At 65.9% G+C, this 24,554-nt stretch carries 30 protein-coding genes; 17 read left to right on the top strand and 13 right to left on the bottom strand.

Features of this window, described 5'->3' with window-relative positions; translation table 11 throughout:
- Positions 1–115: 115 nt before the first annotated feature.
- The gene (locus QNO06_RS10195; protein ID WP_227911539.1) at positions 116–943 is read left to right on the top strand and encodes an SDR family oxidoreductase; all 828 of its coding nucleotides are present in this window, start codon (positions 116–118) and stop codon (positions 941–943) included.
- Positions 944–1,044: 101 nt separating this feature from the next.
- Here QNO06_RS10195 and QNO06_RS10200 read toward each other — a convergent pair whose 3' ends face one another.
- Positions 1,045–1,239 carry a cupin domain-containing protein gene (locus tag QNO06_RS10200; RefSeq protein WP_227911540.1) on the bottom strand — a complete coding sequence of 65 codons (195 nt, stop codon included), beginning with the start codon at positions 1,237–1,239 and terminating at the stop codon, positions 1,045–1,047.
- A gap of 19 nt (positions 1,240–1,258) precedes the next feature.
- Between QNO06_RS10200 and QNO06_RS10205 the strand changes: the two genes are divergently transcribed.
- On the top strand, positions 1,259–1,621 hold the full coding sequence (locus tag QNO06_RS10205; protein WP_227911541.1) for a hypothetical protein: 363 nt from the start codon (positions 1,259–1,261) through the stop codon (positions 1,619–1,621).
- 53 nt (positions 1,622–1,674) lie between these two features.
- Here the strand turns inward: QNO06_RS10205 and QNO06_RS10210 are convergent, their stop codons facing one another.
- Entirely contained in the window at positions 1,675–2,295 is a 621-nt protein-coding gene (locus QNO06_RS10210) for a MerR family transcriptional regulator (protein WP_227911542.1), read from the bottom strand.
- A gap of 101 nt (positions 2,296–2,396) precedes the next feature.
- On the opposite strand from QNO06_RS10210, the gene QNO06_RS10215 reads away from it, so the two are divergent.
- The gene (locus QNO06_RS10215) at positions 2,397–2,714 is read left to right on the top strand and encodes a hypothetical protein (protein WP_227911543.1); all 318 of its coding nucleotides are present in this window, start codon (positions 2,397–2,399) and stop codon (positions 2,712–2,714) included.
- A gap of 262 nt (positions 2,715–2,976) precedes the next feature.
- Positions 2,977–3,795: a DUF427 domain-containing protein gene (locus tag QNO06_RS10220; RefSeq protein ID WP_227911544.1), complete on the top strand. Its 819-nt coding sequence runs from the start codon at positions 2,977–2,979 to the stop codon at positions 3,793–3,795.
- Positions 3,796–3,812: 17 nt separating this feature from the next.
- Here QNO06_RS10220 and QNO06_RS10225 read toward each other — a convergent pair whose 3' ends face one another.
- The gene (locus tag QNO06_RS10225) at positions 3,813–4,343 is read right to left on the bottom strand and encodes a nucleotidyltransferase domain-containing protein (protein WP_269437334.1); all 531 of its coding nucleotides are present in this window, start codon (positions 4,341–4,343) and stop codon (positions 3,813–3,815) included.
- A gap of 150 nt (positions 4,344–4,493) precedes the next feature.
- The gene (locus tag QNO06_RS16980; RefSeq protein ID WP_331461467.1) at positions 4,494–4,865 is read right to left on the bottom strand and encodes a MerR family transcriptional regulator; all 372 of its coding nucleotides are present in this window, start codon (positions 4,863–4,865) and stop codon (positions 4,494–4,496) included.
- 118 nt (positions 4,866–4,983) lie between these two features.
- Between QNO06_RS16980 and QNO06_RS10240 the strand changes: the two genes are divergently transcribed.
- Positions 4,984–5,685, top strand: coding sequence for an SDR family oxidoreductase (locus QNO06_RS10240; protein ID WP_227911545.1), 702 nt, complete (start codon positions 4,984–4,986; stop codon positions 5,683–5,685).
- A gap of 139 nt (positions 5,686–5,824) precedes the next feature.
- Positions 5,825–6,208 carry a cupin domain-containing protein gene (locus tag QNO06_RS10245; protein ID WP_227911546.1) on the top strand — a complete coding sequence of 128 codons (384 nt, stop codon included), beginning with the start codon at positions 5,825–5,827 and terminating at the stop codon, positions 6,206–6,208.
- A 178-nt stretch (positions 6,209–6,386) separates the two neighbouring features.
- Here QNO06_RS10245 and QNO06_RS10250 read toward each other — a convergent pair whose 3' ends face one another.
- Positions 6,387–7,451, bottom strand: a complete 1,065-nt coding sequence (locus QNO06_RS10250) for a hypothetical protein (protein WP_227911547.1) — start codon at positions 7,449–7,451, stop codon at positions 6,387–6,389.
- A gap of 73 nt (positions 7,452–7,524) precedes the next feature.
- Between QNO06_RS10250 and QNO06_RS10255 the strand changes: the two genes are divergently transcribed.
- The 3 genes from QNO06_RS10255 to QNO06_RS10265 all read left to right on the top strand — a co-directional run bounded on the left by QNO06_RS10255 (position 7,525) and on the right by QNO06_RS10265 (position 10,743).
- On the top strand, positions 7,525–8,097 hold the full coding sequence (locus tag QNO06_RS10255) for a TetR/AcrR family transcriptional regulator (protein WP_227911548.1): 573 nt from the start codon (positions 7,525–7,527) through the stop codon (positions 8,095–8,097).
- 148 nt (positions 8,098–8,245) lie between these two features.
- Positions 8,246–9,157 (top strand): ABC transporter ATP-binding protein, encoded by a 912-nt coding sequence (locus tag QNO06_RS10260; protein WP_227911549.1) that lies wholly within the window; start codon positions 8,246–8,248, stop codon positions 9,155–9,157.
- On the top strand, positions 9,154–10,743 hold the full coding sequence (locus QNO06_RS10265) for an ABC transporter permease (RefSeq protein WP_227911550.1): 1,590 nt from the start codon (positions 9,154–9,156) through the stop codon (positions 10,741–10,743). The genes QNO06_RS10260 and QNO06_RS10265 overlap by 4 nt, the downstream gene beginning before the upstream one ends.
- Positions 10,744–10,866: 123 nt before the next feature.
- Here the strand turns inward: QNO06_RS10265 and QNO06_RS10270 are convergent, their stop codons facing one another.
- Positions 10,867–11,256 (bottom strand): VOC family protein, encoded by a 390-nt coding sequence (locus tag QNO06_RS10270; RefSeq protein WP_227911551.1) that lies wholly within the window; start codon positions 11,254–11,256, stop codon positions 10,867–10,869.
- 152 nt (positions 11,257–11,408) lie between these two features.
- Between QNO06_RS10270 and QNO06_RS10275 the strand changes: the two genes are divergently transcribed.
- The gene (locus QNO06_RS10275; protein ID WP_227911552.1) at positions 11,409–12,860 is read left to right on the top strand and encodes a lipase maturation factor family protein; all 1,452 of its coding nucleotides are present in this window, start codon (positions 11,409–11,411) and stop codon (positions 12,858–12,860) included.
- On the opposite strand, the gene QNO06_RS10280 is transcribed toward QNO06_RS10275, so the two are convergent.
- The 3 genes from QNO06_RS10280 to QNO06_RS10290 all read right to left on the bottom strand — a co-directional run bounded on the left by QNO06_RS10280 (position 12,857) and on the right by QNO06_RS10290 (position 15,279).
- On the bottom strand, positions 12,857–13,660 hold the full coding sequence (locus QNO06_RS10280) for a pullulanase X25 domain-containing protein (RefSeq protein WP_227911553.1): 804 nt from the start codon (positions 13,658–13,660) through the stop codon (positions 12,857–12,859). The genes QNO06_RS10275 and QNO06_RS10280 overlap by 4 nt on opposite strands.
- An 89-nt stretch (positions 13,661–13,749) precedes the next feature.
- The gene (locus QNO06_RS10285; RefSeq protein ID WP_227911554.1) at positions 13,750–14,490 is read right to left on the bottom strand and encodes a lipoate--protein ligase family protein; all 741 of its coding nucleotides are present in this window, start codon (positions 14,488–14,490) and stop codon (positions 13,750–13,752) included.
- Between the two features lie 3 nt (positions 14,491–14,493).
- Entirely contained in the window at positions 14,494–15,279 is a 786-nt protein-coding gene (locus QNO06_RS10290) for a thioesterase family protein (protein ID WP_227911555.1), read from the bottom strand.
- A gap of 99 nt (positions 15,280–15,378) precedes the next feature.
- On the opposite strand from QNO06_RS10290, the gene QNO06_RS10295 reads away from it, so the two are divergent.
- Positions 15,379–16,350 carry an aldo/keto reductase gene (locus QNO06_RS10295; protein ID WP_227911556.1) on the top strand — a complete coding sequence of 324 codons (972 nt, stop codon included), beginning with the start codon at positions 15,379–15,381 and terminating at the stop codon, positions 16,348–16,350.
- Between the two features lie 11 nt (positions 16,351–16,361).
- Here the strand turns inward: QNO06_RS10295 and QNO06_RS10300 are convergent, their stop codons facing one another.
- Together QNO06_RS10300 and QNO06_RS10305 are read right to left on the bottom strand one after the other, a co-directional pair.
- Positions 16,362–17,720 carry an FAD-binding oxidoreductase gene (locus QNO06_RS10300; RefSeq protein ID WP_227911557.1) on the bottom strand — a complete coding sequence of 453 codons (1,359 nt, stop codon included), beginning with the start codon at positions 17,718–17,720 and terminating at the stop codon, positions 16,362–16,364.
- Between the two features lie 277 nt (positions 17,721–17,997).
- Positions 17,998–18,702, bottom strand: a complete 705-nt coding sequence (locus tag QNO06_RS10305) for an SOS response-associated peptidase (RefSeq protein ID WP_227911558.1) — start codon at positions 18,700–18,702, stop codon at positions 17,998–18,000.
- Positions 18,703–18,786: 84 nt separating this feature from the next.
- On the opposite strand from QNO06_RS10305, the gene QNO06_RS10310 reads away from it, so the two are divergent.
- A complete protein-coding gene (locus QNO06_RS10310; RefSeq protein WP_227911559.1) occupies positions 18,787–19,119 on the top strand; it encodes a hypothetical protein in 333 nt (110 codons plus the stop codon).
- Positions 19,120–19,148: 29 nt separating this feature from the next.
- On the opposite strand, the gene QNO06_RS10315 is transcribed toward QNO06_RS10310, so the two are convergent.
- Complete coding sequence (locus tag QNO06_RS10315; protein ID WP_227911560.1) at positions 19,149–19,994, bottom strand: aldo/keto reductase; 846 nt, start codon at positions 19,992–19,994, stop codon at positions 19,149–19,151.
- 136 nt (positions 19,995–20,130) lie between these two features.
- On the opposite strand from QNO06_RS10315, the gene QNO06_RS10320 reads away from it, so the two are divergent.
- Both QNO06_RS10320 and QNO06_RS10325 read left to right on the top strand, forming a co-directional pair.
- Positions 20,131–21,120 (top strand): NAD-dependent epimerase/dehydratase family protein, encoded by a 990-nt coding sequence (locus tag QNO06_RS10320; protein ID WP_227911561.1) that lies wholly within the window; start codon positions 20,131–20,133, stop codon positions 21,118–21,120.
- 148 nt (positions 21,121–21,268) lie between these two features.
- Positions 21,269–21,874: a TM2 domain-containing protein gene (locus tag QNO06_RS10325; protein WP_227911562.1), complete on the top strand. Its 606-nt coding sequence runs from the start codon at positions 21,269–21,271 to the stop codon at positions 21,872–21,874.
- Here the strand turns inward: QNO06_RS10325 and QNO06_RS10330 are convergent.
- Entirely contained in the window at positions 21,864–22,043 is a 180-nt protein-coding gene (locus QNO06_RS10330; protein WP_227911563.1) for a hypothetical protein, read from the bottom strand. The two genes, QNO06_RS10325 and QNO06_RS10330, sit on opposite strands and share 11 nt — an antisense overlap.
- 153 nt (positions 22,044–22,196) lie before the next feature.
- Here QNO06_RS10330 and QNO06_RS10335 point away from each other — a divergent pair, with 153 nt between their 5' ends.
- The 3 genes from QNO06_RS10335 (at position 22,197) to QNO06_RS10345 (ending at position 24,526) form a co-directional block, all read left to right on the top strand.
- Positions 22,197–22,616 (top strand): LexA family protein, encoded by a 420-nt coding sequence (locus tag QNO06_RS10335; RefSeq protein WP_227911564.1) that lies wholly within the window; start codon positions 22,197–22,199, stop codon positions 22,614–22,616.
- On the top strand, positions 22,609–23,940 hold the full coding sequence (locus QNO06_RS10340) for a Y-family DNA polymerase (RefSeq protein WP_227911565.1): 1,332 nt from the start codon (positions 22,609–22,611) through the stop codon (positions 23,938–23,940). Before QNO06_RS10335 ends, QNO06_RS10340 begins: the two co-directional genes overlap by 8 nt.
- Before the next feature lie 145 nt (positions 23,941–24,085).
- Complete coding sequence (locus QNO06_RS10345) at positions 24,086–24,526, top strand: hypothetical protein (RefSeq protein ID WP_227911566.1); 441 nt, start codon at positions 24,086–24,088, stop codon at positions 24,524–24,526.
- The last annotated feature ends 28 nt before the right edge of the window (positions 24,527–24,554 follow it).

Here is a 24,554-nt window from a genome sequence, read left to right on the forward strand (position 1 = left end):
GGGCATGCCCCGGAATTATTCGGCGGCCTAACGGGTTCCCTCCACCATGACTGCACGGCGGCAGGGACACCTTCCGCTGGAACCCATATCCACGACACTTAGCAGGGAGCACAGCATGAGCAAGGTCTGGTTCATCACGGGAACATCGCGCGGCTTCGGCCGCGAATGGGCGGAAGCGGCCCTGGAACGCGGAGATTCCGTTGCCGCCACCGCCCGCAGCACGGACAGCCTCACCGCACTGGTGGACACCTACGGTGACCGGGTGCTGCCGCTCTCGCTCGACGTCACGGACCGCGCCGCGGTCTTCGCCGCCGTCCAGCGTGCACAGGAGCACTTCGGCCGGCTCGACGTCGTCATCAACAACGCCGGGTACGGGCAGTTCGGCATGGTCGAGGAACTTTCCGAGGCCGAAGCACGCGATCAGATCGAGACCAATCTGTTCGGAGCGCTTTGGGTGACCCAGGCCGCCCTGCCGTACCTGCGTGAGCAGGGCAGCGGCCACATCATCCAGGTCTCCTCCATCGGCGGCATTTCCGCCTTCCCGTCCGTGGGCATTTACCACGCCTCGAAGTGGGCCCTGGAAGGACTGAGCCAGGCGCTGGCGCAGGAGGTTGCCGGCTTCGGCATCAAGGTCACCATGATCGAGCCCGGCGGGTTCTCCACCGACTGGGGCGGCAGCTCCGCGAAGCACGCGCAGCCCATTGCCGCCTACGACGTCGTCCGGGAGCAGGCAGCGAACCGCCCCAGCCGCCGGGGCACGCCCGGTGATCCGCGTGCCACCCGCGGGCCGATCCTCAAGATCGTCGACGCCGAGAACCCGCCCCTGCGGGCGTTCTTCGGCGAGGGCCCGCTGGCCATCGCCAAGGCCGACTATGAGTCGCGGCTGGCGTCCTGGGAAGAGTGGCAGCCGGTGGCACTCGAAGCCCACGGAGGCAGCAACTAGCGGGATTCCGCTAGCGGAAGGCCGGTCCCTCGGGGCCGGCCTTCCGGCGTGGGCGACTGCTGGGTGGATCCTCGGTTGAGTCGCGAAGTTTTAGGTGTAGATCAGCGGAAGCCGCCAACCTGCCTCTCGACCGGAACGGTGCCCTCCACGACGACGCCGCCGGTGTGCGCGGTAGTGACGGTTTCGATCAGGACAATCTCAACCTCCTCGTCCGCGATCGGATTGTGCTGAACCCCGCGGGGAACGACGTAGAACTGGCCAGGCGTGAGTACGACCTCCTCAGCATCGGAAGTCACCCCGTATTAGGGTCAGGGCATGGGAGATCACTGGGAACAGCTGCTGGATCTGTCGGTGGATGGGGCCGGCGCGGAAGATCGCCTGCAGGAAGTCCGAAACTGGCTCAGCCAACGGCTGGACCAAGGCGGACCCGGACGCCTGCTGATGTCAGTCTTCTCCCGGATAAGTGACTGGGACCAGGGCGGGACCGAACCGCTCCTTACCTGCACGGGATGCTCCTGGACTGCTCTGCTCGGAGACTGGAAGATTTCCTCATGCATGGCCGTGGCACACCTCGCAGTCATCATTGACCACACCTGGTCGAATCTCGCCGACCCGCTGATGGAGGCACTGCGGACGGATCTCGGCGGTCGCTGGGCCTATGTCCACCGCCACCTTTAGCACCACCGGGTCGAGGCCGCGGACTCTTCGCGGGCGGTACGGGCACACCCGCTTCACTTAGCCCCTATGGCGAGGTTTTGATGGGCGAGGCGGCGGATCGCTGCGAGAACAGGTTCATACAGCGCGGTACCCAGGACGGCGTACTGAACAGCTGCATCCGGGTCGGCTGTCGGCATCGCTTCTATTTCAGCGCGCGCGATCGCCATGAGATGGTCGCCGTAAAGCCGCAACCTCTCCGTGTCGGCCGGCATTCCGACCTCCTCGACAGCACGGAGCGCGCTTTCGAGCTGCGCGAAGGCAGCCATCCGATCATCCGAGGCGTTGTAGGCACTCCCCAGCGAAGCGAGGGCTGCTTCAGCGCGCGGGCAACTGCGGTCGGGGCCGTCTTCGCCCGGCAGGTAGCCCGCGAGGGCGTCGATGGCCGTCCCCAGCATCTCGTAGACACTGCCTTCAGGGTGATCGATCACGTCGAGAATCTTCTTCACCCGGTTCAGGGGCAAGCCGGCCACGACCGTGAGTGAGCGGATCAGCCGCAACCGCTCCAGGTGATTCTCATCGTAGTCGGCACGGGTTGCGCTGGTTGCACGCCCGGCAGGGAGCAGGCCCTCCCGAATGTAGTACTTGACCGTCGCCAACGGTACGTCGGCCTGCTGGACCAGTTGGGATATCTGCATCTTGCCTCCATTGGATAGTTGGACTATCGTACACATTAGATAGTCAACTATCCAATCCCGAGATTCCTCCGGCGACATGGTCCTCCACCGTCCGGCGCAGCATGAACCACCTCGAATATCCCATCACAACGGAAGGCAACACCATGTCGACACCGAATGAATCGTACGAGCTTGCCCGGCGGCACGTCATCGCGAAGACGGTCTACAAGGGAGTGGTCGGCCTCTGGCTGCTGCTCGCAGTATTTCAGGTCGCGATCTGGTACTTCACGACGCCGGGTGGCTACTTCTGGCCGATCTGGCCCATTCTGGGGACTCTCATCGCCGCGGTCGTCGCGGGGATCCCCACCTACTCACGCCGTCCGGCCATATCGGATAGCCGTATCGAGGCCGAATTGGCCCGGATGCGGCGAAACAACTAACCCACACGCCGCCTTTTGTCGTCTTGCTCCCGGCGCTGTCCCCCAACCTCGCACTTCTCCGCACCGCCGCCGGCGGTGCTCCGCACCGGCACGCGGAGAACCACCCCTGCGGGCGTTCTTCGGCGAGGGACCGTTGGCCATAGCAACTAGCGGGATCCCGCTGCGGGAAGGCCGGTCCCTCGGGGCCGGCCTTCCGGCGTCGCCGGAACATCCCGATCCCCAGCCCCTTGAATCGGGTTTCCTCCCGCAAGACACTGGGCACATGGCACTGCAAATCAGCCCCTCCATGTGGAAACTCCTGCCAGAGCTGCGGTACGAGCCCACTCCGCGGCGCATCCGGGCACAGCTCGGGGACAACACCGTCGTGGATTCCACCAGTGCGGTCCTGGCGTACGAGCCGCGGCGGGTCACGCCCCTGTACGCCGTCCCGGCGCGGGACATTGCCGCGGAGCTGGTTGCCGCCGATCCCCCGGCCAGGGATCCGCTCGCTGATGTGCCGCCGGAGGCGCTAATGGATCCGCGCTACCCCTTCGCAGCGCACACGGCACCGGGGCAGAGACTGGACCTGCGTGCCGGATCCCATGACCTGCCGGGCGCGGGTTTCCGTCCGGATGATCCGGACCTTGCCGGCTACGTCCTGCTGGACTTCGACGCGTTCGACCGCTGGCTGGAAGAGGACCAGGAGATCAAGGGCCACCCGCGCGATCCCTTTCACCGGGTGGATGCCCGGCAGTCCTCACGGAACGTGCGGGTGCACTTGGGCGGGCAGCTCCTGGCCGAAACCCGCGAACCGGTTTTCGTGTACGAGACCATGCTGCCGGTCCGCACCTACTTTCCGCGCGGCGACGTCGACTGGGACGCCCTGCATCCGTCCCTCAAGCAATCGGTCTGCCCTTACAAGGGCACCGCTTCCTACTGGTCCGTCACTGACCGGCCCGAAGGCACCGACCTGGTCTGGTCCTATGAGGCTGTGCTGCCCGATTCGGCCCAACTGAAGGACCTGGTCAGCTTCTTCGATGAACGCACCGATGTGTACGTGGACGGCACCAAACAGGACATCAACTCACTGTTCCGGTTCTGAGATGCACGTTCCTGCCCCTATTGCGGTCCGTGCAGCGCTGACTCTAATCGCGCAATGTCTAGGATGTCCTTGTCGCGTCGTCGGAACCCAGGGACCCATACCGGCATCATGCGCTTGATTTCGATCTGTGACTCTGGGCTGATGATGGGGCAGCGGATACCTGCTAGCTCTCCAAAGACGCTATTGCCGATCATGTTTTCAGGCCATGGTTCACCCAGGAATGGGCCGCCACCCACGACCACATCACCGCAATCAGTCCGAGCCAGTGGCGCAAAGCCGAGTTCAACCTCGTCGCGAAAAAGATCGCGTTGCTGATCGAGTGGGTGCCTGGCGAGATCAACCCAGTCTCGGGAGATAAGCAGCCCGGAAATCCCGGGCAAGTCCTTCTGCCAGACGAACCAATCTATGTCTTCGTGGTCACGAGTCACCTGGCCGAGGTAAAAGTCCATCGCCCAACCTCCACGCAACCAGATCTCGATCCCCAATGTTTTTGCTGCGTGTAGAACCTCCGTGATGGCAGAAAGCTGTGCTTGAACAAGTTCATTCATGCCGAGCACTCTAGCCAGTCAGGGCACGTCCAGATGGAAGGCGAGGGGCGGGCCGTACGCAATGGGCATCAACCCCGCGGGCTCCGCCTCCATGATTGCGGCGGCTCAACTGCGGTGGCGATTCCGGCACGCCAGATGCTCGTCCGTGGTCTAGTCGAGGGTTGTAGCGCATTCCCTGTCGTCCGGGTCGGCGCTGATGTCGAGGAGGACGCCAAGCCGGCGGTGAGCTGCCTGGAGCTCGAAAATATCAGCGGCGAGACGCGCGCGCTCGGCCTCCAAACGGGCTACCAGGTCGGGTTCAAGGTATTTGGCGTCGATCGCGGGCAGAAGCCGGACGAGGAGGCGGCTGCTCAGGCCGGCTGTGAAAAGCAGTTGGATGAGCTGGACCCGCGCTAGCGAGGCTTCAGTGTAGATCCGGTGCCCGGCCGTGGTCCTGGCCGGTGTGAGAAGACCCTGTTCCTCGTAGTAGCGCAGTGCCCGTGTGCTGACTCCTGCCCGTCTTGCCAGCTCTCCGATTCTCATCCTCAAAAGCTCCCAGTCACTAGTTCGATGTTGGCGATTTGCACTTCACGTCGACGTGAACTTCTAACGTAGCGCTAGCGGGCGAACGAGCCCTCATCAACGAGCAGAAGGAAGAGCTATGCACATCAATGGAGCTACAGCCCTCGTGACCGGAGCGAACCGTGGCATTGGAAAGAGTTTCGTGGATCAACTCCTCAAAGGCGGAGCCCGGAAGGTGTACGCCACGGCCCGTGACGTGGAGACGATCGACATCCGTGATTCCCGAGTCATACCGCTGCGCCTTGATCTATTGGATGAGGTGTCGATTAAGGAAGCTGCTGTCGTCGCATCGGACGTGGATCTGTTGATCAACAATGCCGGCATCACAACGGGCGCTGACCTTCTGACCTCACCCATGGGCGAGATAAGGGCGGACCTGGAAACGCACTTGTTTGGAACTCTGCGGGTTATTCGAGCATTCGCACCCGTGATCGAGGCTCAGGGGACAGGGGCGATAGTGAATATTCTGTCCGTCCTGTCCTGGGTTGCGACCACTGAGGGGTCCGGGTCCTACTCTGTGGCTAAAGCTGCGGAGTGGAACATGACTAATGGGGTGCGCGTGGAACTGACCGGCCGGAACATCCTCGTGCAGGGTGTGCACCTTGCAGGAGCTGATACGGACATGATGGCCGGCGTCGACGGCCCCAAGATCGATCCGGCAAACGTGGCCAAAGGAAGCCTCGCCGGGGTCGAGGCCGGGGCAATCGAAGTCCTCGTCGATGAACCGAGTCGTTTCGTCAAGGCCTCCCTCTCGGGAGACCCTGCCCGCCTCTACGGGTGAAAACCCCTCATCCCGAGCCCCGCAAGGAATCCCTTGCGGGGCAGGCCGGGCTTGCAAGTTCAGATTTGATGACGGAGATCTTCTATCGTCGGTGGGGTCGATTCGTCGTACGCACGTCTTGGGGCCGATGATGGGCCCCATGACTTCTCTCCACGGAATCGATGTCGCCGCTGAGCTCCGGCAGGTCCACTCTCATTGGACCCCACGGGTCATTGGGCGCGTGAACGATCAGTACGTGAAGGTCGCGAAGCTGCTCGGTGAGCTGGTCTGGCACGCCCATGACGCGGAGGATGAAATGTTCCTCGTCGTCTCCGGTCGGTTACGCATCCAGCTGCCCGATGCTGAGGAGGTCGTACTCACGCCTGGCCAGTTCTACGTCGTTCCCCGCGGGGTGCAGCACAATCCGATCGCGGACGAGGAGGTCGAAATCGTCCTGATTGAAACCGTCACTACCGCGCACACCGGCGACGTCGTCGTGGAGGGCACCGTTCCGGTCGAGAGGCAGGTCGGCGACTTCCGCTGACCTACACCTAAAACTTCGCGACTCTACGTATGTAATAAGTCGTTCCTCAGGTGGTACGTCTACAGCGTGCTTTCTCTCAAGGCCCGACTGTAGATAGCTGTGTTGTTTCTGGTGTCCGCAGATACGACTAGGGTGCTGGTGGCTGAGGCGATGGGCAACCAAACCCTCTGCGTACCGCCTACGCAGACACTACTTCACGGGTCTCGTCATCACGCTGGCCGTGCGGCGCGGACGTCGCTGCGGATGCCCGGGCATGGGCGGTGAGCGTGAGGACGACGCCGACGGCGGTCCATCCGATGAGGATCCACCACTGCGGGGCGAGGTTCGCATGGGGGAAATAGCTCAGGGATCGAACGAGCCAGTTCGACGCTCCCGGAACGAAGAACTGCCCGATCTGGCCCCAAGGCTCCGCTAGGAATTGCCACGGTGTCGCCGCAGAGGAGATCGGGTTCCCGATGAACATAGTGAGTACCGCACCGACGCCGATACCCTTGGCCCCAAGCAGCGATTTGCAGCCCACGATGAACGAAGCGGTTGCGAGAACCGACAGTCCCATCGCGGCGGCATTGATCCAAAAATGCCCCTGGAGGTATTCGAACCACGGCTGCAGGACAAGGGTGAGGCCGAGACCCGCTGCGAGGGCGAATCCGGCAAGGGCGGCCAGCCTTCGGGCGGCTCCGGCAACCAACAGCGAGATTACGACGCCGCCAATCATGCCGCCCATCGTCATTGGGAATGAGGCAGCGGCCAGCCCACTGCCGGACGGGTCGGAATCAGAGAGCGGCACGACCGGAGTGACGGTGACCGTGGCTGCTGCGGGATCGCCCCCGGTGGCAAGAGCCTGCTGGGTCCGCTGGGCCTGCAATTGAGCAGCGGCACCGTTCAGCAACTGGGTGGCTGCGGCACTGGCGGCAGGGGCAGTCAGCACCTCGGGCGCCGTCGTGCCCTCTCCCAGGATGATTGCGCCGTAGGATTCGCGGGATTCGATCTGCAGTACAGCTTCATCGCGGTCCGCTGCATCCACAAAATCGAATGTCTCGGGCGACTGTGCGCCGATGATGTCCTGGACAGCAGTCACTGCCGCGGCCGGGCCGGCGATGCTGACGGGCAGGTGCTGCGCCGTCGTGACCTTCGAAGGCCAGAGGAATGCCAAGACCACGAGCAGGGCAATAAGTGAGCCGGCGACACCGAGGCCGGCAGCCTTGGACCACTTGGTGGGAGGGGAATGGAGCTGGGTAGACATGGGAATCTCCAGAGTCAAAAAGAACAACCATACTGTTTGGGTCCCAGCGTAACAGAACGGGTATTCTGTTTGGATGCCTCGTCTTACGGATTCCCGTCGCGCCGCCCGCCGCGAGCAGATCGCGGCCGCTGCCATGCGTTGTTTCATAGCCAACGGATTCAGTGAGACGTCGATGGCGGAGATCATCAAGGAGTCGGGGCTTTCCGCTGGCTCGATCTACTCCCACTACGACAGCAAGGCCGACCTGATGCGGAGCGTTGCCGCAGAATTGTTGGAGGAGCGGACCGCCGGTCTGGGCGCTGCAGCCACCCCCGGCGATGTGGTGCGAACCATCCTTGCCTCCATCGATCGCGAACGCGCAAGGCTTCTGCTTCAGGTGTGGGCCGAGGCTGCACGGGATCCGGAAACGGCCTCCATGGTGCAGGACCAGCTGCGGGCCATTCAATCGGCGGCTGAAGCGAGCCTCCTGGATTGGGTGCGTGCTCACACCACTCCTGCCGAGCAGGATGTTGTTGGGGAGGCCGCCACTGCGGCTGCCCATGCTGTCCTGTCTGCGGCCCAAGGCTACGTGGTCCGGATCGCCCTCGATCCAGGACTCGACCCCGGCGTGCTCATTTCCTCTATCGCCGCCATGGTCGACCGGTAGGAGCTGAATCAAGGCATTCCGGGTTCTAGAACCACTTCAGCCGGATGTTCGAGATGACTGCATGGACGAGGATTTGGCCGACACCCATGAACGCATGGCGGATTTGCCAGCACACTAGCTGTAGGGATGGCTAGAGAACGGGGAGGCTATGAGCGCGGAGTTAGTCATCAGTGTTCAGGGGCTGGAAAAGTCTTTCGGGAGATTCCAGGCTCTGAACGGGCTGAACCTCCAGGTTGAGCGTGGGCAGGTGCACGGTTTTCTGGGGCCAAACGGCGCCGGGAAGTCAACAACTATCCGTGTGCTCTTGGGGCTGTTGAAGGCCGACGCCGGAGACCTGCATGTCCTGGGTAAGGATCCGTGGCGGGAGGCCGTGCCGCTGCATCGGCGGCTTGCCTATGTACCGGGCGATGTCGCGTTATGGCCGGGCATGACCGGCGGCGAAGCCATCGACCTGCTGGGATCGCTCCGCGGCGGGCTGGACGAGGGGCGGCGGGCGGAACTGATCCAGCGGTTTGAGCTGGATCCCGCGAAGCGGGGCCGGCAGTACTCCAAGGGGAACCGGCAAAAGGTAGCCATCGTCGCCGCCCTGGCCTCCGACGTCGAGCTCCTAATCCTCGACGAGCCAACCAGCGGCCTGGACCCGCTGATGGAGAACGTCTTCCAGGAAGTGATCGGTGAGGCAAAGCAACGCGGCACCACGGTGCTGCTCAGCAGCCATATCCTCGCCGAAGTCGAAACCCTCGCGGACCGGGTGAGCATTATCCGGGACGGACGGATCGTGGAGGAAGGCACGCTGGCCCAGCTTCGCGGGCATACCACCGCCGCCGTCCGCGCCACTCTGGAACGTGACCCACAGCCCGGCCAGCTGACCGCATTCGGGGACGTGCACCTGGACGGCGGCAAACTCACGGCCGTGGTGGAGTCCGCACGGGTGGGTGAGGCAATGGCAGCACTCACCCCGTTCGGCATCACATCGCTGACCGTTGAACCGCCCTCGCTGGAGAGCCTCTTCCTGCGGCTGTACGACGATGACACCCCCTCCACACGGGCGCGCCCATGAGTAACGCCCTGACGGGTACCGGACCCCTGCTGCGCGCTACTGTCCGGTTCGACGGACGTAGCTTTGTACCGTGGATCCTGATCGCGACGGCGCTCTCTGCGTCCTCCGTGCTCGTCTACCCATGGGTCTTTCCCACCCAGCAGGACCGCCTCGGGCTAGCCCTTGCCATTGGCTCCAACCCGGCACTGGGCCTGATCTTCGGGCCGGCCTATGATCTGAGCACCGACGACGGTTTCAACGCTTGGCGCAGCCTCGCCCTGGGCGGATTCCTCGCCGCACTCGGATCGATTTTCACCGTCACCCGGTCCAGCCGGGGTCAGGAGGACTCCGGACAGGCGGAGCTTCTGGCATCCGGTGTACTGGGCCGGAACAGCCGTCTGCTGGCGGGAGTGAGCCTGGCCCTGATCGGCTCGGTGGCTCTGGGAGGCGTCGCCGGAGTCGTCACTTCCTGGTGCGGCGGCAGCTGGAATGCGTCCCTGCTGCTGGGAGCAACGTTCACTGCCACCGGTTGGATGTTCGCTGCGGTCGCCGCTGTGACGGCGCAGCTAGGATCCGATGCGCGGACGGCCAACTCGCTGGCTGTGGGTACCTTCGGCGCGCTGTTCCTGCTGCGCGGCTTCCTGTATTCGGTGGAGGCACCGGACTGGACGTCCTGGATAAATCCGTTGAGTTGGATGACGGAAACCCGGCCGGCCAGCGGCAACCACTGGTGGCCGCTGCTCCCCGCAATGGCCGTTACTCTGGTCCTGCTCGGTATAGCCTTCCTGCTGCAGTCCCGGCGCGACTTCGGGCAGGGGGCCATCGTCCCCGGACCGGGCCCCGCCCGGGGCAGGGGTGGGACTCCGTGGAGCCTGGCGGTCCGGCTGAACCGCGCCCCGCTCCTGACATGGACCGTTGCATTCATGGTTATCGGGGTGGTCTTCGGGTTTTTTGCCCGCTCCTTGAAGGACATCCTGAGCGGTGACAGCGCAGCCGCCTCGGTTCTCGCCTCCGGTGCCGCCACGCCGGATGCTCTCGCGCCGGCCTTCCTGACGACGATCCTGAGTCTGGTCGGTATTCTCGCCGCCATTCCGGGCGTGCAGATCGTGCAGAAGGTGCGGACCGAGGAGCTGGCGGGCAGGCTGGAGCCGGTTCTGGCCGCCGCCGTTCCGCGCTCCCGTTACTTCACGGCGAACGTCATCCTCGCATTGGCCGCACCAACCATCTACCTGCTCCTGGCCGGAGCCATCATCGCGGTGCTGGCCTCCGGAGAACTGGGCATCGACGCCGGCAGGGTTCTGCTGCAGGCCGTGGTGACGGTTCCGGCCGTGTGCACGGCCACCTCCGTATCCGCAGCGGTCGTCGGCGCCCGCCCCCGGCTGGTGATCGCGTCTTGGGCGGGCGTGTTCATTTCCTTTGCGCTCACGTTGCTGGGCCCGACGTTCAGGCTCTGGGACTGGGTGCTTGCTATCAGTCCGTTCTGGCACGTTCCCAACGTTTCCGTCGACGAGGCCGGGTGGGCCGGGTTGGCAGGAATCTCCGCCGTCACCGCTGTGTTCCTACTGATCGGTTTCGCTGGTTTTCGCCGTCGGGACCTCGATGGGTAGCCATTCGTCGCCGATGGAGCCGGTGCGGCCAGCTAAAACGCGACAGCCCTACAGCCGCATGGGTCCTCCCCCTGGCACACCCGCGCGGGCCTTATCAGCATGCTAGTCGGCGGCGGAGGAAGGTCAGCCGTTGCTGCCGGCGATCTGGATGAGGTTGCCCACCGTGTCGGAGAACACCGCCGTCGTCATTGGTCCCATCTGCGTCGGCGGCTGCGTGAACTCCACGCCGAGGTCCAGCAGGCGCTCATATTCATCCTGCACGCTGTCCACGGCGAAGGACGTGAACGGAATCCCGTCCGCCACCAGCGCCTGCGTAAACGGAGCGACGGCGGGATGCCCGGCCGGTTCCAGCAGCAACTCCACGCCGCCCTCCTCCCCCGGCACGCCCACCGTCAGCCAGCGCGCCCCGCCCGCCGGCAGATCCTGCCGCGGCTCGAATCCCAGCACGCGCGTGTAAAAATCCAGTGCTTTGTCCTGGGCGTCCACAAAAATACTCGTCACCACAATCCTCATGGCTGATCCCCTGTCTGCTCGGTGTTTCTCTGTCCGGTCACTGTCTCCGTACGGCCATCTGCCCGTCGGCGCACCGCCAGTATCGGGGGCAGCCGGAAAATGCGGGAGGGTAGTGCCGCTGCGTCCGGCAGCGGCAGCTAGGCTGGATGGCCATGGAGCTCTTCAGCGCCGAAGGATACGAGTTCGCCCGCCAGGTGCTGCAGCGCGGTATCGCCGCCGTCTTCCTGATCGGTTTCCTGAATGCCGCTGCGCAGTTCCCGGCACTGCTGGGCGAAAACGGGCTGCTGCCGGCGCCGCGGTTCCTGCAGCGGACGGCGGGCCGCGGCATCCCCACGCTGTTCCGCTGGCACTACTCGGACCGGTTCCTGCTCATAGTGGCCTGGACGGGTGCGGCGGTTTCGGCCCTGCTGGTGGCCGGAGTGCCGCAGTCCGGGCCGTGGTGGCTGCCCCTGGCAGCCTTCCTGCTGATCTGGGGCCTGTACTTGTCCATAGTGAACATCGGGCAGACCTTTTACGGCTTCGGCTGGGAATCGCTGCTGCTGGAAGCGGGGTTCCTGGCCGCGTTCCTGGGCTCCGACGACGTCGCTCCCCCGGTGACGGTGCTCTGGCTCTTCCGCTGGCTGGTGTTCCGGCTGGAGTTCGGTGCGGGCCTGATCAAGATGCGCGGAGACAAGGTGTGGCGGGACCTCACGGCCCTGTATTACCACCACGAAACCCAGCCCATGCCGAATCCGGCCAGCTGGTTCTTCCACCACCTGCCCCGGCCGCTGCATCGGGTGGAGGTGCTGGGCAACCACTTCGCCCAGCTGGTGGTGCCGTTCTTCCTGTTTTTCCCGCAGCCGGTGGCCTCGGTTGCCGCCGCGGTCATCATCATCACCCAGCTGTGGCTGATCCTCTCCGGCAACTTCGCGTGGCTGAACGTCCTGACTGTCCTGCTCGCGTTCACTGCGGTCAGCGACTCGGCTGTGCAGGCGGTGCTGCCGGGCATCCAGTTCGCAGCCCAGGACCCGGGCGCCGTACCGGTGGCCTACGCCGTCGTCGTCCTGGCGGCAACCGCCGCGATGCTCTACTGGGCCTGGGCGCCGCTGAAGAACCTGTTCAGCCGCAACCAGCTGATGAACGCCAGCTACAACCGCTGGCACCTCTCCAATGCCTACGGCGCGTTCGGCAGCATCACCCGGCACCGGAACGAGGTGGTGATCGAGGGGACCAATGACCCGCCGGGGCCCGGTGCCCGCTGGCGTGAGTATGCATTTCGGGGAAAACCCGGGGACCCGCGGCGGATGCCGCGCCAGTTCGCGCCCTACCATTTGCGGCTGGACTGGCTGATGTGGTTCCTGGCACTGGGCTCCTACGGGGCCTGGTTCCCGGAGCTGCTGCGGAAGCTGCTGGCCGGTGACCGCCGGACCCTGCGCCTGCTGCGGCGGGACCCGTTCAACGGAGTGCCGCCGCGCTGGATCCGTGCGCGGGTTTACCGGTACCGCTATTCCACCCCGGCTGAACTGCGCGCGGAGGGGGTTTGGTGGGTCCGGGAGCCGGCAGGGACCCTGGTGGATCCGATTGAGGGACCCGGTCCGGCCGGCGCACCCCGTCCCGGGTCTTAGGCGCTGACCTCGGGCTTGGTGATGACCGAGTGGGTCGCGTGGTCGTACAGGAACGTCAACGGTCCGCCGGCGTGCTGCATTTCGATGTTGCCGCCGTCGCGGTGTGCGTCGTGTCCGTAGTTCTCGTCCCAGGAACCGTTGAGGGCAACCTTGTACTCATACGTTCCCTCGGGCAGTTCCACCGTGAGCTTCCACAGTTCATCGTGCCGGTCAAAGGCGAAGCGCAGGTCCGTTCCGGCCGGATCCCAGTCATTGATGCCCAGGGCGGACTGGAAGCCGCCGGCCAGGATCACGGACTCCGGCTGCGGGAAGGACGGTTCGGGGACGGATTCGGGATGCGCACCGTGCTGCTCGGTCGGAACTTCCGGGACGGAAACGGCGTCGCGCAGCGCTTCCTCCACCACGTCCTCCACCACTTCTTCCGCCGGCGACGTCTGGTCGGGGGCGGCGGCAGCAGGAACGGGCTTGCCTTTCAGGGCCGCGGCCAGGTGGGCGGGCTCCGGGAAATCCTTCAGCGCCTGCCGGCCGGCGTTGGTGATGCTCCAGCCGGAGCGGGCTTCCTTGAGGATCCAGCCCGCCTTGACCAGCTTGGTGGTGGCGTTGACCAGGGCCCGTTCACCGCGGGCGGTGCCGCTGGCCAGGGTTTCGGCCTCGCTGCCCGTCAGCGGAACCCGGTCCAGGGCGGCGCCGAGAACCTTGCCCCGGCTGATCTTCCCGGCGGCGGAGGGCTCCTCCGCGGCGAGGATTTCGAGGACCGCGCGCAGCCGGAGGGCAGTATTTTCAACGGTGTCTGAACCCAATGGAATTCCTTCGTAACGTATGTGCCGATAAGCCTGCTGACAGTCATCCACCTTAGCCGGGGGCGCCGGACGCAGGAAGCACCGAGCCCCTAGTGTCGCCCGGCCAGGTCCGTGAGGGCAGTGAAATCGCCCTCATCCAGGGCGGCGTAACCGGCGTACGCGGCCCGCACGGCGTCCTCCACCCGGTCCGTGGTCAGCTGCGGGACCAGGTCGGCGGCCGCGCCCGCGGTCCGGGGATCCCACCCGAGCCCCAGCTCGGCATAGCAGTCGGTCAGCACCCGGCGCAGCGGCGTACCGCTGCCGACCACCAGCACCGTGGAAAACAGCCAGGCCCCGGAAACCACGCGCTGGGCCGTGCCGGCCAGCTTGATCCGCTCCCCCCGGGCTCCTTCGCCGTAGACGCTGAACTCACCCGGGCAATACTCACCCGGGATCGGTCCGACGCCGGCGGTCAGCCCGGTCTTGGCCAGCGCCCCGGCCAGGAGGTCAGCGAACCGGGCGAAGCGGTTCCGGGACCCGGACAGGGCGTCTGCCTCCGGCTCCACATGGTCCAGGATCAGGCAGTCCCGGTGGTAGGCGGCAGCCCGGCCGCCGGCCTTGCGGACCAGGGGTGCGAATCCGTGCCGGCGGGAGGCAGCCTCTGCGGCGGCGAAACCGGGGAGTTTGGCATCACGCTGCCCCAGCGCCACAGTGGGAACCGGGCGGTAGATGCGCAGGGTGGGGCCCAGCTCCCCGCGCCGGACGGCGTCGAGCATCGCCAGCGCAAAGTCCAGGTCCTCTGCAGCTCCGAGGGACCGCTGCTGCCGGACCACCGTCAGGGCGGGCTGCACGTCCTAGGCCCCGCCGAGGGGCCGGACCGTGAGGATCTGCTCGCTGCGGCCGAACGGACCCTGCAGGTCATGCAGGACCGCCGAGGTCAGTCCGATGCCGTCCGCTCCGAACGTGACCCGGGTATCCAGGCCCAGCCATTCGCCGCGCGGTTCACGGTGCAGGTGCAGCTGCAGGTCCACGTTCGGGAACATGTAGCTGTCCCCGCCCGGCGGCACGCGGGTGGAAATGCCGTTGGCGGTGTCAACCATGCCGATCATCTTCACCAGATCCGACGTCGGGGTGCCTTCCACCATTTCGTGCGGGGTGCGCAGCCAGCCCCGTCCGCGGCCGGGCCGGATGCCGGGCAGGGCGCGCATTTCCAGGGATTCGATGAACGCCCCGGGCCAGGCAGTCAGGCTTTCGCGGGAGCCGGCCTCTGCGGGGCCGGGCATGGTCTCGTCTTCGACGGCGGCCACTTCCGGCGTGGTTCCCCGGGCCAGCCGCCACGCGGTGGCGCGTACTGCGGTGCGCCCGTCCGCAACCATCTCGGCCTGCAGGAGTTCAATGGTGCGTCCGGGCCGCAGGACGGTGGTTTTCACTTCGAAGGTCGTGCGCGGAATCAGTCCCAGGATGTCGTAGCTGATGCGCGCCATCCGGAGCTCGGGGCGCGGCTGGAATTCCTCCAGGCAGTGCGCCAGCAGGCCCGAGATAGGTGCCATGTGCTGCTCGTGCGGGTTCCACGCGCCCTGCGTGTGGATGGTGGCCTCATAGACCCCGTTGCCCAGTGAGCGGTAATACGATTCAGCCACGTGCTTTGCTTCTCCCTGCCGGTCCTTATTTGGCCTTCAGGCTACATCAGCACCCCGGCGTGTATGGTTCCGCCGCGTGTCCGGGGACACAATGGCCGGATGGAATACACCCATCTTGGCCGGTCCGGCCTGTCCGTTTCCCGCCTGTGCCTGGGCACCATGAACTTCGGTCCCAAAACCGAAGAGGCGGACGCGCACGCCATCATGGACTCCGCCCGCGACACCGGCATCAATTTCTTCGACACGGCCAACGTGTACGGCTGGGAGCGCAAGGGGTGGACGGAGGAGATCATTGGCCGCTGGTTCGCCAAGGGCGGCGGCCGGCGCGAGGACACGGTCATCGCCACTAAGCTCTATGGGTCCATGAGCGAGCGGCCCAATGACACATTCCTTTCGGCCCTGAACATCCGCCGGGCCCTGGATGCCAGTTTGAAGCGGCTGCAGACGGACTACGTAGACCTCTACCAGTTCCACCACATTGACCGGAACACGCCCTGGGACGAGATCTGGCAGGCCATGGAAGTGGCTGTGGCGCAGGGAAAGATCATCTACAACGGCAGCAGCAACTTCGCCGGCTGGCACATCGCCCGCGCCCAGGAGAACGCCCGACGGCGGAACTTCACCGGGCTGGTCAGCGAACAGTCCATCTACAACCTGATTAACCGGTCCGTGGAGCTGGAAGTAATCCCCGCCGCCCAGCAGTACGGGCTGGGCCTGCTCCCCTGGTCCCCCCTGCAGGGCGGCCTGCTCGGCGGGATCCTGCGGAAGGAGGCCGACGGCGGCGGGCGGCGGGCCGAGGGCAGGGTGCGGGACCTGCTGGAAAAACACCGGGACCAAATCCAGCAGTACGAAGACTTCGCGGCGGAGCTGGAAACTGCACCCGGTGTGCTGGCCCTGGCCTGGCTGCTGCACCAGCCGGCCGTCACCGCACCGCTGGTGGGCCCGCGCACCCAGGAACAGCTCGATGAAGCACTGGTTGCCCTGGACGTCACTTTGGATCAGCACGCCCTTGACCGGTTGGACGGGATCTTCCCGGGCCACCGCACCGCGCCGGAGGACTACGCCTGGTAGCCGCGGTCCGGCTACACTGCTGCGAACCCGGGCAGCGCGAAGCGGGCGCTCGGATCTGCTGACGAACGGATATCGGCGAGGCGGGCCGCGTTGCTGCCGAAATACGCGGCGCCGGGGTCAGTAATCGAGGGATCGAGATAGTTGACATAGGCCCCGGTGCCCCACCACGGCTCCATCGCGGCCCGGGATTCCCGGACGAACACGTCATAGGGGGCCGGGTCCGCTGAGTCCTCGAACGTGGCAGTGTATTGCACCGTGGCGTAGGCATCCCGGTGGGCAAACCCTGTCTCCTCGTGCAGGTCCCGCACGGCTCCACCGAGCGCGTCGAGGGACACTGAGACCTCCCTCGCCCCGGCCAGCTGCTGGCCAAGCATGCACCTCTCCACCAGCGCAGCGGCACCGTTCCGGTCGAGCAGGTCGGTGGGGACATGGGAGGTCGCACTGAACGCTTCCCGCTGCAACAGACCGCCGGCACCTGTGGTGCATTGCTCGGCTGACACACCACCGGCACACCCTGCGAAGGAGAACATCACATCCTGGTACGTCCGGTCCGGTTGGACTGAGTTCACCGTCGGCAGGACGCCGGATCCCTGATGCAGCCCCGCCATATTCGCATCCAGCTCGGACGACGGGCCAATCCATGTTGCCGTCAGCTGGATGGCCGGGCCGGCATGGCGGCCACCGCTGAGGAGTTTCAGCGTGGACCACAGCCGCGGGTCGGCGTCGGGCGCCCACGCCTGCCACGCGAGGATTACGGGAACCGCGTCAGCGAAGGACCATTCAAGGAAGGCGGTGGTAATTGTCGGTGCCGGAACAGTGTCGAAGGTCAGGGACGTGAGGACGCCAACCTGCCCGCCCCCGCCGCGGCAGGCCCAGAGGATGTCCGGGTTCTCATCGGCGCTCGCCGTCATCCGCATACCCTCGGCCGAGACCATTTCAACGGACCGTAAGGCATCTGATGTCAACCCGAAGGCCCGCGTCAGGACCCCCACGCCGCCGCCGAGAGTCAGTCCCGTGATCCCCACCGTTGCGCAGGACCCGGCGGCCAGCGCACGGCCCTGCTGCCCCAGGGCCTCATACACCTGGATAAGCCGGGCACCCGCACCGATGGTTGCGGACCCGTCCGCGGCGACGCTGATGGCCGACAGCGCCCGCACATCGATGACGAGGGCTGAATCACCGCTTGAATGACCGGCATAACTGTGTCCTCCGGACCGCAGGGCCAGCGGCACCCCGGAGGCATTGGCGAACATGACGCCCTCGGCCACATCGTCTGCCGACGCCGCCGAAAGCACCGCCAGCGGCTCCGCACCGTCAAACCGCGGATTTTCCACCTGCCGCGCCGATGTAAACGCTTCGTCACCCGGCATGGACAGTTGTCCCTGCAGGCGTGAACGCAGGCCTTCCCAATCCGGCGGGCCCGCCGGGGATGCGGTCCCGGACGGTGAGGCTGCAGTTGACGCAGGTGGCGGGGAAGCCGGCGCCATACACGCGCCCAGACCGGCAGCCGCGATTCCCCCGACGGAGGCAATAAGCAGGTTTCTCCGCGTCATCTTCACCATGCGCACACCCTACGCCCCGGCAGGCACCGGCATGTCGAGGCCTTTCATTCGCTGGCAATCCCGCCGCCGAAGCCGCACCCGCCTTTCAGGCGCTCGCGGGCTCGATCAGGGCCGGTCCGTCATTGCGCACGGAGTTCACATCCGTGGACACCACGCGCGGTGTCAGAGTCGGCTCGGGGACGGCGTCGAGCAGCTGTGCGACGTCGGCGCCCTCGGTCAGGCGCGGGTCCAGCCAGTCCGTGTACAGGTCCGGCGGAATGATCAGGGGTGTGCGGTCATGGATGTGGCCCAGCGCATCGGCGGCTTTAGTGGTGATGATGGTGACGCTGAGCAGCCACTTGTGCTCATGGTCTTCAGGCAGGGCGGGGTCAGGCCAGAATTCGTAGAGGCCGGCGAAAGCCAGCGGATCCCGCTTCTCCGAATACAGGTAGGTTGGGATTTTCCCCTCGGCGGACTTCTCCCACTCGTAATAGCCGTCCGCCGGCACCAGGGCCCGCCGCTTGACCGCGGCCTTGCGGAAGGCCGGCTTTTCCAGAATGGTTTCCCGGCGGGCGTTGATCATCCGGGAGCCTATCTTCGGGTCCTTCGCCCAGACCGGCACCAGGCCCCACTTGGCGGTGGCCAGCCGCCGCACGGGCTCCTCGCTGGCGAAACGCTCCGTGACAATGCGCACGTCGTCGGTGGGCGCCACATTCCAGGACGGCTGTACGTCAGGGCCCACTGTCTGTTCGACGGCGAAGGCCGAGACCAGGTCCGACGTCGCCCTTGCCATTACGTAGCGTCCACACATGGCACCCATTGTGCACCATTCGTGCCGCCGTTTCCCGGGCGGCGCCGGTTATCCCTACTCGAACATATGTTCTATTTTTAAAGCATGAACCAAGAAGCCGTGCTGCGGCTCGCCGCAAGGTATGCCCGGAGGGCGGAGCCGATCGGCCTGACCCCGGAAGAGCTGGACTTCGAGCACAATCCGGTCACCACGTCAGTGCCCGGTGTACCCGTGTGGGCCTGGATCCGCTTTCCGGGAGCGGCGGAGCAGGTCAAGGGTGAGGCCTGCAGCTGGTCCGCCAGGGCCGTGCAGGTGCTGTGGGAGGATGCCGGGGTGCGCCGCTCCACCTGGGTCTGGGCCTCGGCGGTGACCCGGCGGAAGAACAACAGCCGCAAGGAAGCCCTGGGTGAGCACACGGCCCCGGACCGGAACGGGTGACCCGGTTGCCTTGAACGCGGCACAGCGCCCTAGAGCTGGCTGAACGAGGCGGTGGCCGGGTCCGCGCCGATCCGGCTGCCGGCATCCAGTCCGTCCAGCGTGTCCAGTTCCTCCTGCGTCAGGTCCAGGTCCACTGCGGCCAGGTTTTCCCGCAGCCGGCCGGGATTCGCCGATTTCGGGATGACGATCCGCCCCGAGCCGAGGTGCCAGGCGAGCACCACCTGCGCCGGCGTCGTGCCGTATTTGTCTGCGAGCGCCGCCACCTCGGCATCCGCCAGGGCAGCACCCTGTCCCAGCGGACTGTAGGCTTCCACCGCAATGCCGCGCGCAACCGTGTCGGCGGCGAGCGCAGCCTGCCGGAACCCCGGATGCAGTTCAATCTGGTTGACGGCGGGCAGCACCTGGCTCTGGTCTGCCAGGGCGTCCAGATGCTCGGGCAGGAAGTTGGAGACGCCGATCGCCCGCATGTAGCCGTCACGGTAGAGCCCTTCCAGCTCCTTCCACGCCTGCACGAACATCCCCTGCGAGGGCACCGGCCAGTGGATCAGGTACAGATCCACGGTGTCCAGCTTCAGGGCCCGCCGGCTGTCCATGAACGCAGCCCGCGCCCTGCCCTGGTCCCCGTTGCGCAGCTTGGTGGTTACGAAGATCTCTGCACGCGGGATGCCGGAAGCCGCGATGGCCGCCCCCACCCCTGCCTCGTTGCCGTAGGCCGCCGCGGTGTCGATGTGGCGGTACCCGGCAGCCAGGGCGTCTTCCACAATTTCCTGCGTCTGTTCCGGCGGAACCTGGAATACGCCGAATCCCAGCTGCGGAATCCGCACTGAGTTGCTCAGGGTCAGCTCGGGAACGCTCGAACTCGGGCTCTCGGTCATGGTGGTACCTCTCCTTGATGCCGTCCCCGGGGCTGAATTGCCCTACGCTGGGGTGCAGTTGCGGGCCGGGCACCTCCACCTAAGCCCGGCTCCCTCCCCCAGTCAAGGAAAATCCGGACAGGAAGTGAACCATCCCGTGGCACTGAATCTGCTGTTCATTGGCGGTACCGGCGTGATCAGTTCGGCCGCCGTCGCCCGCGCCGCGGCCCTCGGGCACCGGGTGAGCGTGCTGAACCGCGGCGTTTCCGCGGCGCGGCCGGTACCGGCCGGCGTCGAGGTGCTCCCGGCCGACGTCCGCGACGTTTCCGCAGTCCGGCAGGCGCTGGGAAGCCGGGAGTTCGACGCCGTGGCGGACTTTCTGTCTTTCACCGCCGGGCATGTGCGCGATGCCGTGGAACTGTACCGCGGGCGGACCGGCCAGTACGTGTTCATCAGTTCCGCTTCGGCCTACCAGAAGCCGCCGGCCCGGCTCCCGGTGCTGGAATCCACGCCGCTGCGCAATCCGTTCTGGCAGTATTCCCGGGACAAGATCGCCGCCGAGGACGTGCTGGTCCAGGCCTACCGCAGCGAAGCTTTCCCGGCCACGATTGTGCGTCCGTCGCATACCTATGACGCCACCAAAGTGCCGCTGCTGGGGCGCTGGACCGACATTCACCGGATGCGGGCCGGACTGCCGGTGCTGGTGCACGGAGACGGGACGGCCCTCTGGACCCTGACGCACAGCAGGGACTTTGCCCTGGCCTTCGTGGGACTGCTTGGGCGACCGGCCGCACTGGGGGAAAGCTACACGGTCACCTCGGACGAATTCCTCCCCTGGGACGCCGTATACCGGATGCTCGGGGCGGCAGCGGGGGTTCCCGACCCGGTCCTGGTGCACGTGGCCTCCGAGACCATTGCCGCCCATGATCCGGTCCGCGGACCCGGGCTGCTGGGAGACAAGAGCCATTCGGCCGTCTTCGACAACAGCAAGATCAAGTCCCTGGTGCCCGGCTACCGGGCGGAGATTCCCTTCTCCGAGGGGGCCCGCGAAATTGTCCGCTGGTACGACGCCCACCCCCGGGAACAGGAACCGGACCCCGGCTGGATGGAACTCAGCGACCGCTTGGCTGCCTGGGCGCTCGCGTAACAGCGGGGTTCGGCGCGTGTGGCGCCCCGTTTCCGCCGCAGCGGGCTGTTAGAGTGCGACCATCGTCACAGCACCGGACCCGGTGCCGTGACGGAAGATTCCAGTCATCCTTCGGACAGGTCTGGGGGGAACTTTTTGAAAGGGCAGCATGTCGGAAAATAAGCAGTATCCCGGTAACGATCAGGGAGCCGAGACGGGGGCACCGGCAGCGGACGGGCAGTACAGCTACCCGCAGAGTGCCCCGGAGCCGGCTCAGCAGCCCCAGGCATCCGGACAGCAGTCCACTCCCGCCCCGGCCGGAGAGCCCAGCGCCCAGCAGTACCCGCCGTACGCCCAGCCGGGCAACGGGCAGGACCAGTTCGGGCAGGCTCCGGGCTACCCGCAGGGGCAGTACCCCCAGGGACAGCAGTACCCCCAGGGGCAGTACGGGCAGGCACAGTACCCGCAGGGGCAGTACCCGCAGGCACAGCAGTATCCCCAGGCTCAGTACCCGCAGGGGCAGTACGGGCAGTACCCGCAGGGCTACGATCAGCGGAAGTCACGCCTGGTGGCCGGCCTGCTGGGTATTTTCCTGGGCAGCCTGGGCATTCACCGTTTCTACCTGGGCCACACCGGGCTTGGTGTAGCGCAGATCGCCGTAACCCTGGTCACCTTCGGATTCGGCAGCCTTTGGGGCTTCATCGAGGGCATCATGATCCTCTGCAATGCCGCGTCGTTCCGCACGGACGCCAAGGGCGTACCGCTTAAGGAGTAGGCGGGAGCTGCTGCTGGGGCACCTCGGGCTGCATATTGCGGCGGTACCGGTGTTCCAGCAGCAGGCGCGCTCCGTTGACCACGAGCGTTTCCACCGGAACCCCCTGTTCCTCGGCCAGTTCCTCCAGTTCCCGTCCCAGCTTTTTCGGGATCTGCAGCTCAATGATCATGGCTTAAATCGTATAGCGGCTCCGGCGCCTCTTCTGACGCGCGGCCCGTCGGATGCGTCACCTGCCCTTCGGCCGTAGGTATTGCGGCTTCCTGCGGTGCTAGGCTGGGATTCGAAAGTTTGTTCTAGTTGATCACCTCAGAGGGGCGCAGGCATGGCGGTGTTTTCAGCAGACCGTTCCCGCAGGACAGCGCCGCCGGCGGAGGCCGACGCTGCCGCTGCCTCCGGCTTTCCGAGCCCGGCCCGTGACTACTTCGACGGCCGCATTGACCTCAACCGGCACCTGATCCGCGACCCCACCTCCACCTATGTGGTGCGGGTCGAGGGCGACTCCATGGCCGGCACCGGCATCTGCAACGGCGACGAATTGATCGTGGACCGCTCGCTCACCCCGCGGGACGGCGCCGTCGTGGTGGCCGTGGTCAACGGAGAACTGGCCGTGCGGCGCCTGCTGCTGGACGGGAACAAAATCCTCCTGCGGGCCGAAACGCCCGGTTACCCCGATATTGAAGTGTCCGAGCCGTCGGAGCTTTCGGTGTGGGGCGTTGTGACCCGGTGCCTGCACCATGTCTGATCCGCCAGCCGCGGCGGTCCGGCCAACTCCTGTCGCCGCCGGCTCCGGCACCCGGATTGCCCTGGTGGACGTCAACAGCTTCTACGTTTCCTGCGAGCGCGCCTTCGATCCGAAGCTGGCCGGAGTGCCCGTAGTGGTGCTGTCCAACAACGACGGCTGCGTAGTGGCCCGCTCGGATGAGGCGAAGGCACTGGGCATCAAGACCGGCACTCCCTGGTTCAAGCTGGCCGAGTCCGCCCCGCAGGTGGGCCTGATCCAGCGCTCCAGCAACTACGAGCTGTACGGGGACCTCAGCTCACGGGTGATGGAACTGCTGGGCCGCTATGCCCTGTGGCAGGAGGTCTACTCCATTGACGAGTCCTTCCTGGGCCTGGCCGGCACCCCGGCCGAACTCAACGCCCAGGGCGCGGCCATCCGCACCGCCGTCGCCCGGCACACCGGCCTGCCCGTTTGCGTAGGCATCGGCAGCACCAAGACCCTGGCGAAGTTCGCCAACCGGATCGCCAAGCAGAACCGGCACCTGCAGGGGGTCTGCAACCTGGACACCATGGACCCTGCGGTGGTGGACACCATCATGTCCCGGGTGCCGGTGACCGGGCTGTGGGGTGTGGGATCGCGGCTGGGGACGCGGCTGGCGGCGCTGGGCATCGAGTCCGTGGCGGATCTGCGGGCGGCGGACCCGGCGATGATCCGGCGGAAGTTCTCGGTCATCCTGCAGCGCACGGTGCTGGAGCTCAACGGCACCTCCTGCATTCCGCTCGACGACGAGCGCGCCGACCGCAAACAGCTGATCTATTCCCGCAGCTTCTCCACTCCCGTCACCACACTTACCGAGATGCGGCAGGTTATGAGCATCTACGCCCAGCAGGCCGCAGCCCGGCTGGCGCGGGAAGGCCAGCAGGCCAGCGTGCTCACCGCGTATGCGGGCACGTCACACTTCAGCGAGCGCGCGTCGTCGTTCCCCTCGGCCACCGTGCGGCTGCCGGCGCCGACGGCGGATCCGGTGATCCTGAGCCGGGCGGCGGTAGGTGCCCTGGAGGCCCAGGTCATTGAAGGCGTCTCCTACACCAAGGCCGGCGTGATGCTCAGCGGGCTCGAGGCCGCCGGGGCACAGCCGCTTTTCGATGAGTTCGTCTCCGACCAGGAACGCCGCAACCTGGGTGACCTGCTGGGCCGGGTTACGGACAAATACGGGGCTGCGAGCATCGGCCTGGGCCTGGCCGGAATGGCGACGGCGAAACCCGAGTGGACCATGTCCCGCAAGTACTCCTCCCCGCGGTACACCACCGAGTGGAGCGAACTGCCGGTGGTTCGGGCACTATGAGCGGATACTCGGAACTGCAGGCAGCAACAGGTAGTCTCCGCCGCTGACGCACGCTCCCCGCCGGTTTACGCTCTATCCTGCAATTGTCTGTCGCGCAATCACCTGTCTCGTAGTCACTTGTCTCATAGCCATCCCGGGGGTTCGCATGGATGTTTTCTGGCCCGGCGCCGTCATCGGCCCGGTTCTCGTTGTACTGTGCCTGGTCGGTATACGGAAGCGGGAGGCGCTCGCCGAGGCCATATATTTCAGCCAGGAAGCGCTTTACGGGACAAAGTGGGCCAACCGGTCCATGGGCGATCCCAAGACGCGGCCAGCCCTGCTGCTAGCGCCCCTCATCGGCGGCACCGTCATGGGGGCTGCGTTCTTTGTCCTCTCGCTCACCGGGGTCCTTGAGATAGACAGCACGGAGAACCCCCCTCCGCCGCCGGGCTTTGTGCTCATGGCACTCACCGGAGCCGGGTTCGGCTTAGCGGCGGCCGTATACCTGTTCACCCGCAAGGGCCGGAAGCCCTCCCGGAAGCTGCTCTGGGCACTGACCCTCACCGGAATGGCGTTTATGGCCGGTGCAGCCGCCTTCCTCCGCTGACTGTTCCACTGGCTCCGGTGAGCCCGGC

Origin of the sequence: Arthrobacter sp. zg-Y20, from assembly GCF_030142075.1 — a bacterium.
Classification (GTDB): Bacteria; Actinomycetota; Actinomycetes; order Actinomycetales; family Micrococcaceae; genus Arthrobacter_B.

What these genes read in the sequence shown, in the direction of transcription:
- QNO06_RS10260 (WP_227911549.1), top strand. Translation starts at nt 8,246, where the DNA reads ATGAGCGCGGAGTTAGTCATCAGTGTTCAGGGGCTGGAAAAGTCTTTC.
- QNO06_RS10315 (WP_227911560.1), bottom strand. Translation starts at nt 19,994, where the DNA reads ATGACCGAGAGCCCGAGTTCGAGCGTTCCCGAGCTGACCCTGAGCAAC.
- QNO06_RS10305 (WP_227911558.1), bottom strand. Translation starts at nt 18,702, where the DNA reads ATGTGTGGACGCTACGTAATGGCAAGGGCGACGTCGGACCTGGTCTCG.
- QNO06_RS10335 (WP_227911564.1), top strand. Translation starts at nt 22,197, where the DNA reads ATGGCGGTGTTTTCAGCAGACCGTTCCCGCAGGACAGCGCCGCCGGCG.
- QNO06_RS10255 (WP_227911548.1), top strand. Translation starts at nt 7,525, where the DNA reads ATGCCTCGTCTTACGGATTCCCGTCGCGCCGCCCGCCGCGAGCAGATC.
- QNO06_RS10250 (WP_227911547.1), bottom strand. Translation starts at nt 7,451, where the DNA reads ATGTCTACCCAGCTCCATTCCCCTCCCACCAAGTGGTCCAAGGCTGCC.
- QNO06_RS10210 (WP_227911542.1), bottom strand. Translation starts at nt 2,295, where the DNA reads ATGCAGATATCCCAACTGGTCCAGCAGGCCGACGTACCGTTGGCGACG.
- QNO06_RS10340 (WP_227911565.1), top strand. Translation starts at nt 22,609, where the DNA reads ATGTCTGATCCGCCAGCCGCGGCGGTCCGGCCAACTCCTGTCGCCGCC.
- QNO06_RS10275 (WP_227911552.1), top strand. Translation starts at nt 11,409, where the DNA reads ATGGAGCTCTTCAGCGCCGAAGGATACGAGTTCGCCCGCCAGGTGCTG.
- QNO06_RS10300 (WP_227911557.1), bottom strand. Translation starts at nt 17,720, where the DNA reads ATGCCGGGTGACGAAGCGTTTACATCGGCGCGGCAGGTGGAAAATCCG.
- QNO06_RS10220 (WP_227911544.1), top strand. Translation starts at nt 2,977, where the DNA reads ATGGCACTGCAAATCAGCCCCTCCATGTGGAAACTCCTGCCAGAGCTG.
- QNO06_RS10345 (WP_227911566.1), top strand. Translation starts at nt 24,086, where the DNA reads ATGGATGTTTTCTGGCCCGGCGCCGTCATCGGCCCGGTTCTCGTTGTA.
- QNO06_RS10245 (WP_227911546.1), top strand. Translation starts at nt 5,825, where the DNA reads ATGACTTCTCTCCACGGAATCGATGTCGCCGCTGAGCTCCGGCAGGTC.
- QNO06_RS10325 (WP_227911562.1), top strand. Translation starts at nt 21,269, where the DNA reads ATGTCGGAAAATAAGCAGTATCCCGGTAACGATCAGGGAGCCGAGACG.
- QNO06_RS10270 (WP_227911551.1), bottom strand. Translation starts at nt 11,256, where the DNA reads ATGAGGATTGTGGTGACGAGTATTTTTGTGGACGCCCAGGACAAAGCA.
- QNO06_RS10330 (WP_227911563.1), bottom strand. Translation starts at nt 22,043, where the DNA reads ATGATCATTGAGCTGCAGATCCCGAAAAAGCTGGGACGGGAACTGGAG.
- QNO06_RS10225 (WP_269437334.1), bottom strand. Translation starts at nt 4,343, where the DNA reads ATGAATGAACTTGTTCAAGCACAGCTTTCTGCCATCACGGAGGTTCTA.
- QNO06_RS10215 (WP_227911543.1), top strand. Translation starts at nt 2,397, where the DNA reads ATGAACCACCTCGAATATCCCATCACAACGGAAGGCAACACCATGTCG.
- QNO06_RS10240 (WP_227911545.1), top strand. Translation starts at nt 4,984, where the DNA reads ATGCACATCAATGGAGCTACAGCCCTCGTGACCGGAGCGAACCGTGGC.
- QNO06_RS10205 (WP_227911541.1), top strand. Translation starts at nt 1,259, where the DNA reads ATGGGAGATCACTGGGAACAGCTGCTGGATCTGTCGGTGGATGGGGCC.
- QNO06_RS10265 (WP_227911550.1), top strand. Translation starts at nt 9,154, where the DNA reads ATGAGTAACGCCCTGACGGGTACCGGACCCCTGCTGCGCGCTACTGTC.
- QNO06_RS16980 (WP_331461467.1), bottom strand. Translation starts at nt 4,865, where the DNA reads ATGAGAATCGGAGAGCTGGCAAGACGGGCAGGAGTCAGCACACGGGCA.
- QNO06_RS10295 (WP_227911556.1), top strand. Translation starts at nt 15,379, where the DNA reads ATGGAATACACCCATCTTGGCCGGTCCGGCCTGTCCGTTTCCCGCCTG.
- QNO06_RS10310 (WP_227911559.1), top strand. Translation starts at nt 18,787, where the DNA reads ATGAACCAAGAAGCCGTGCTGCGGCTCGCCGCAAGGTATGCCCGGAGG.
- QNO06_RS10195 (WP_227911539.1), top strand. Translation starts at nt 116, where the DNA reads ATGAGCAAGGTCTGGTTCATCACGGGAACATCGCGCGGCTTCGGCCGC.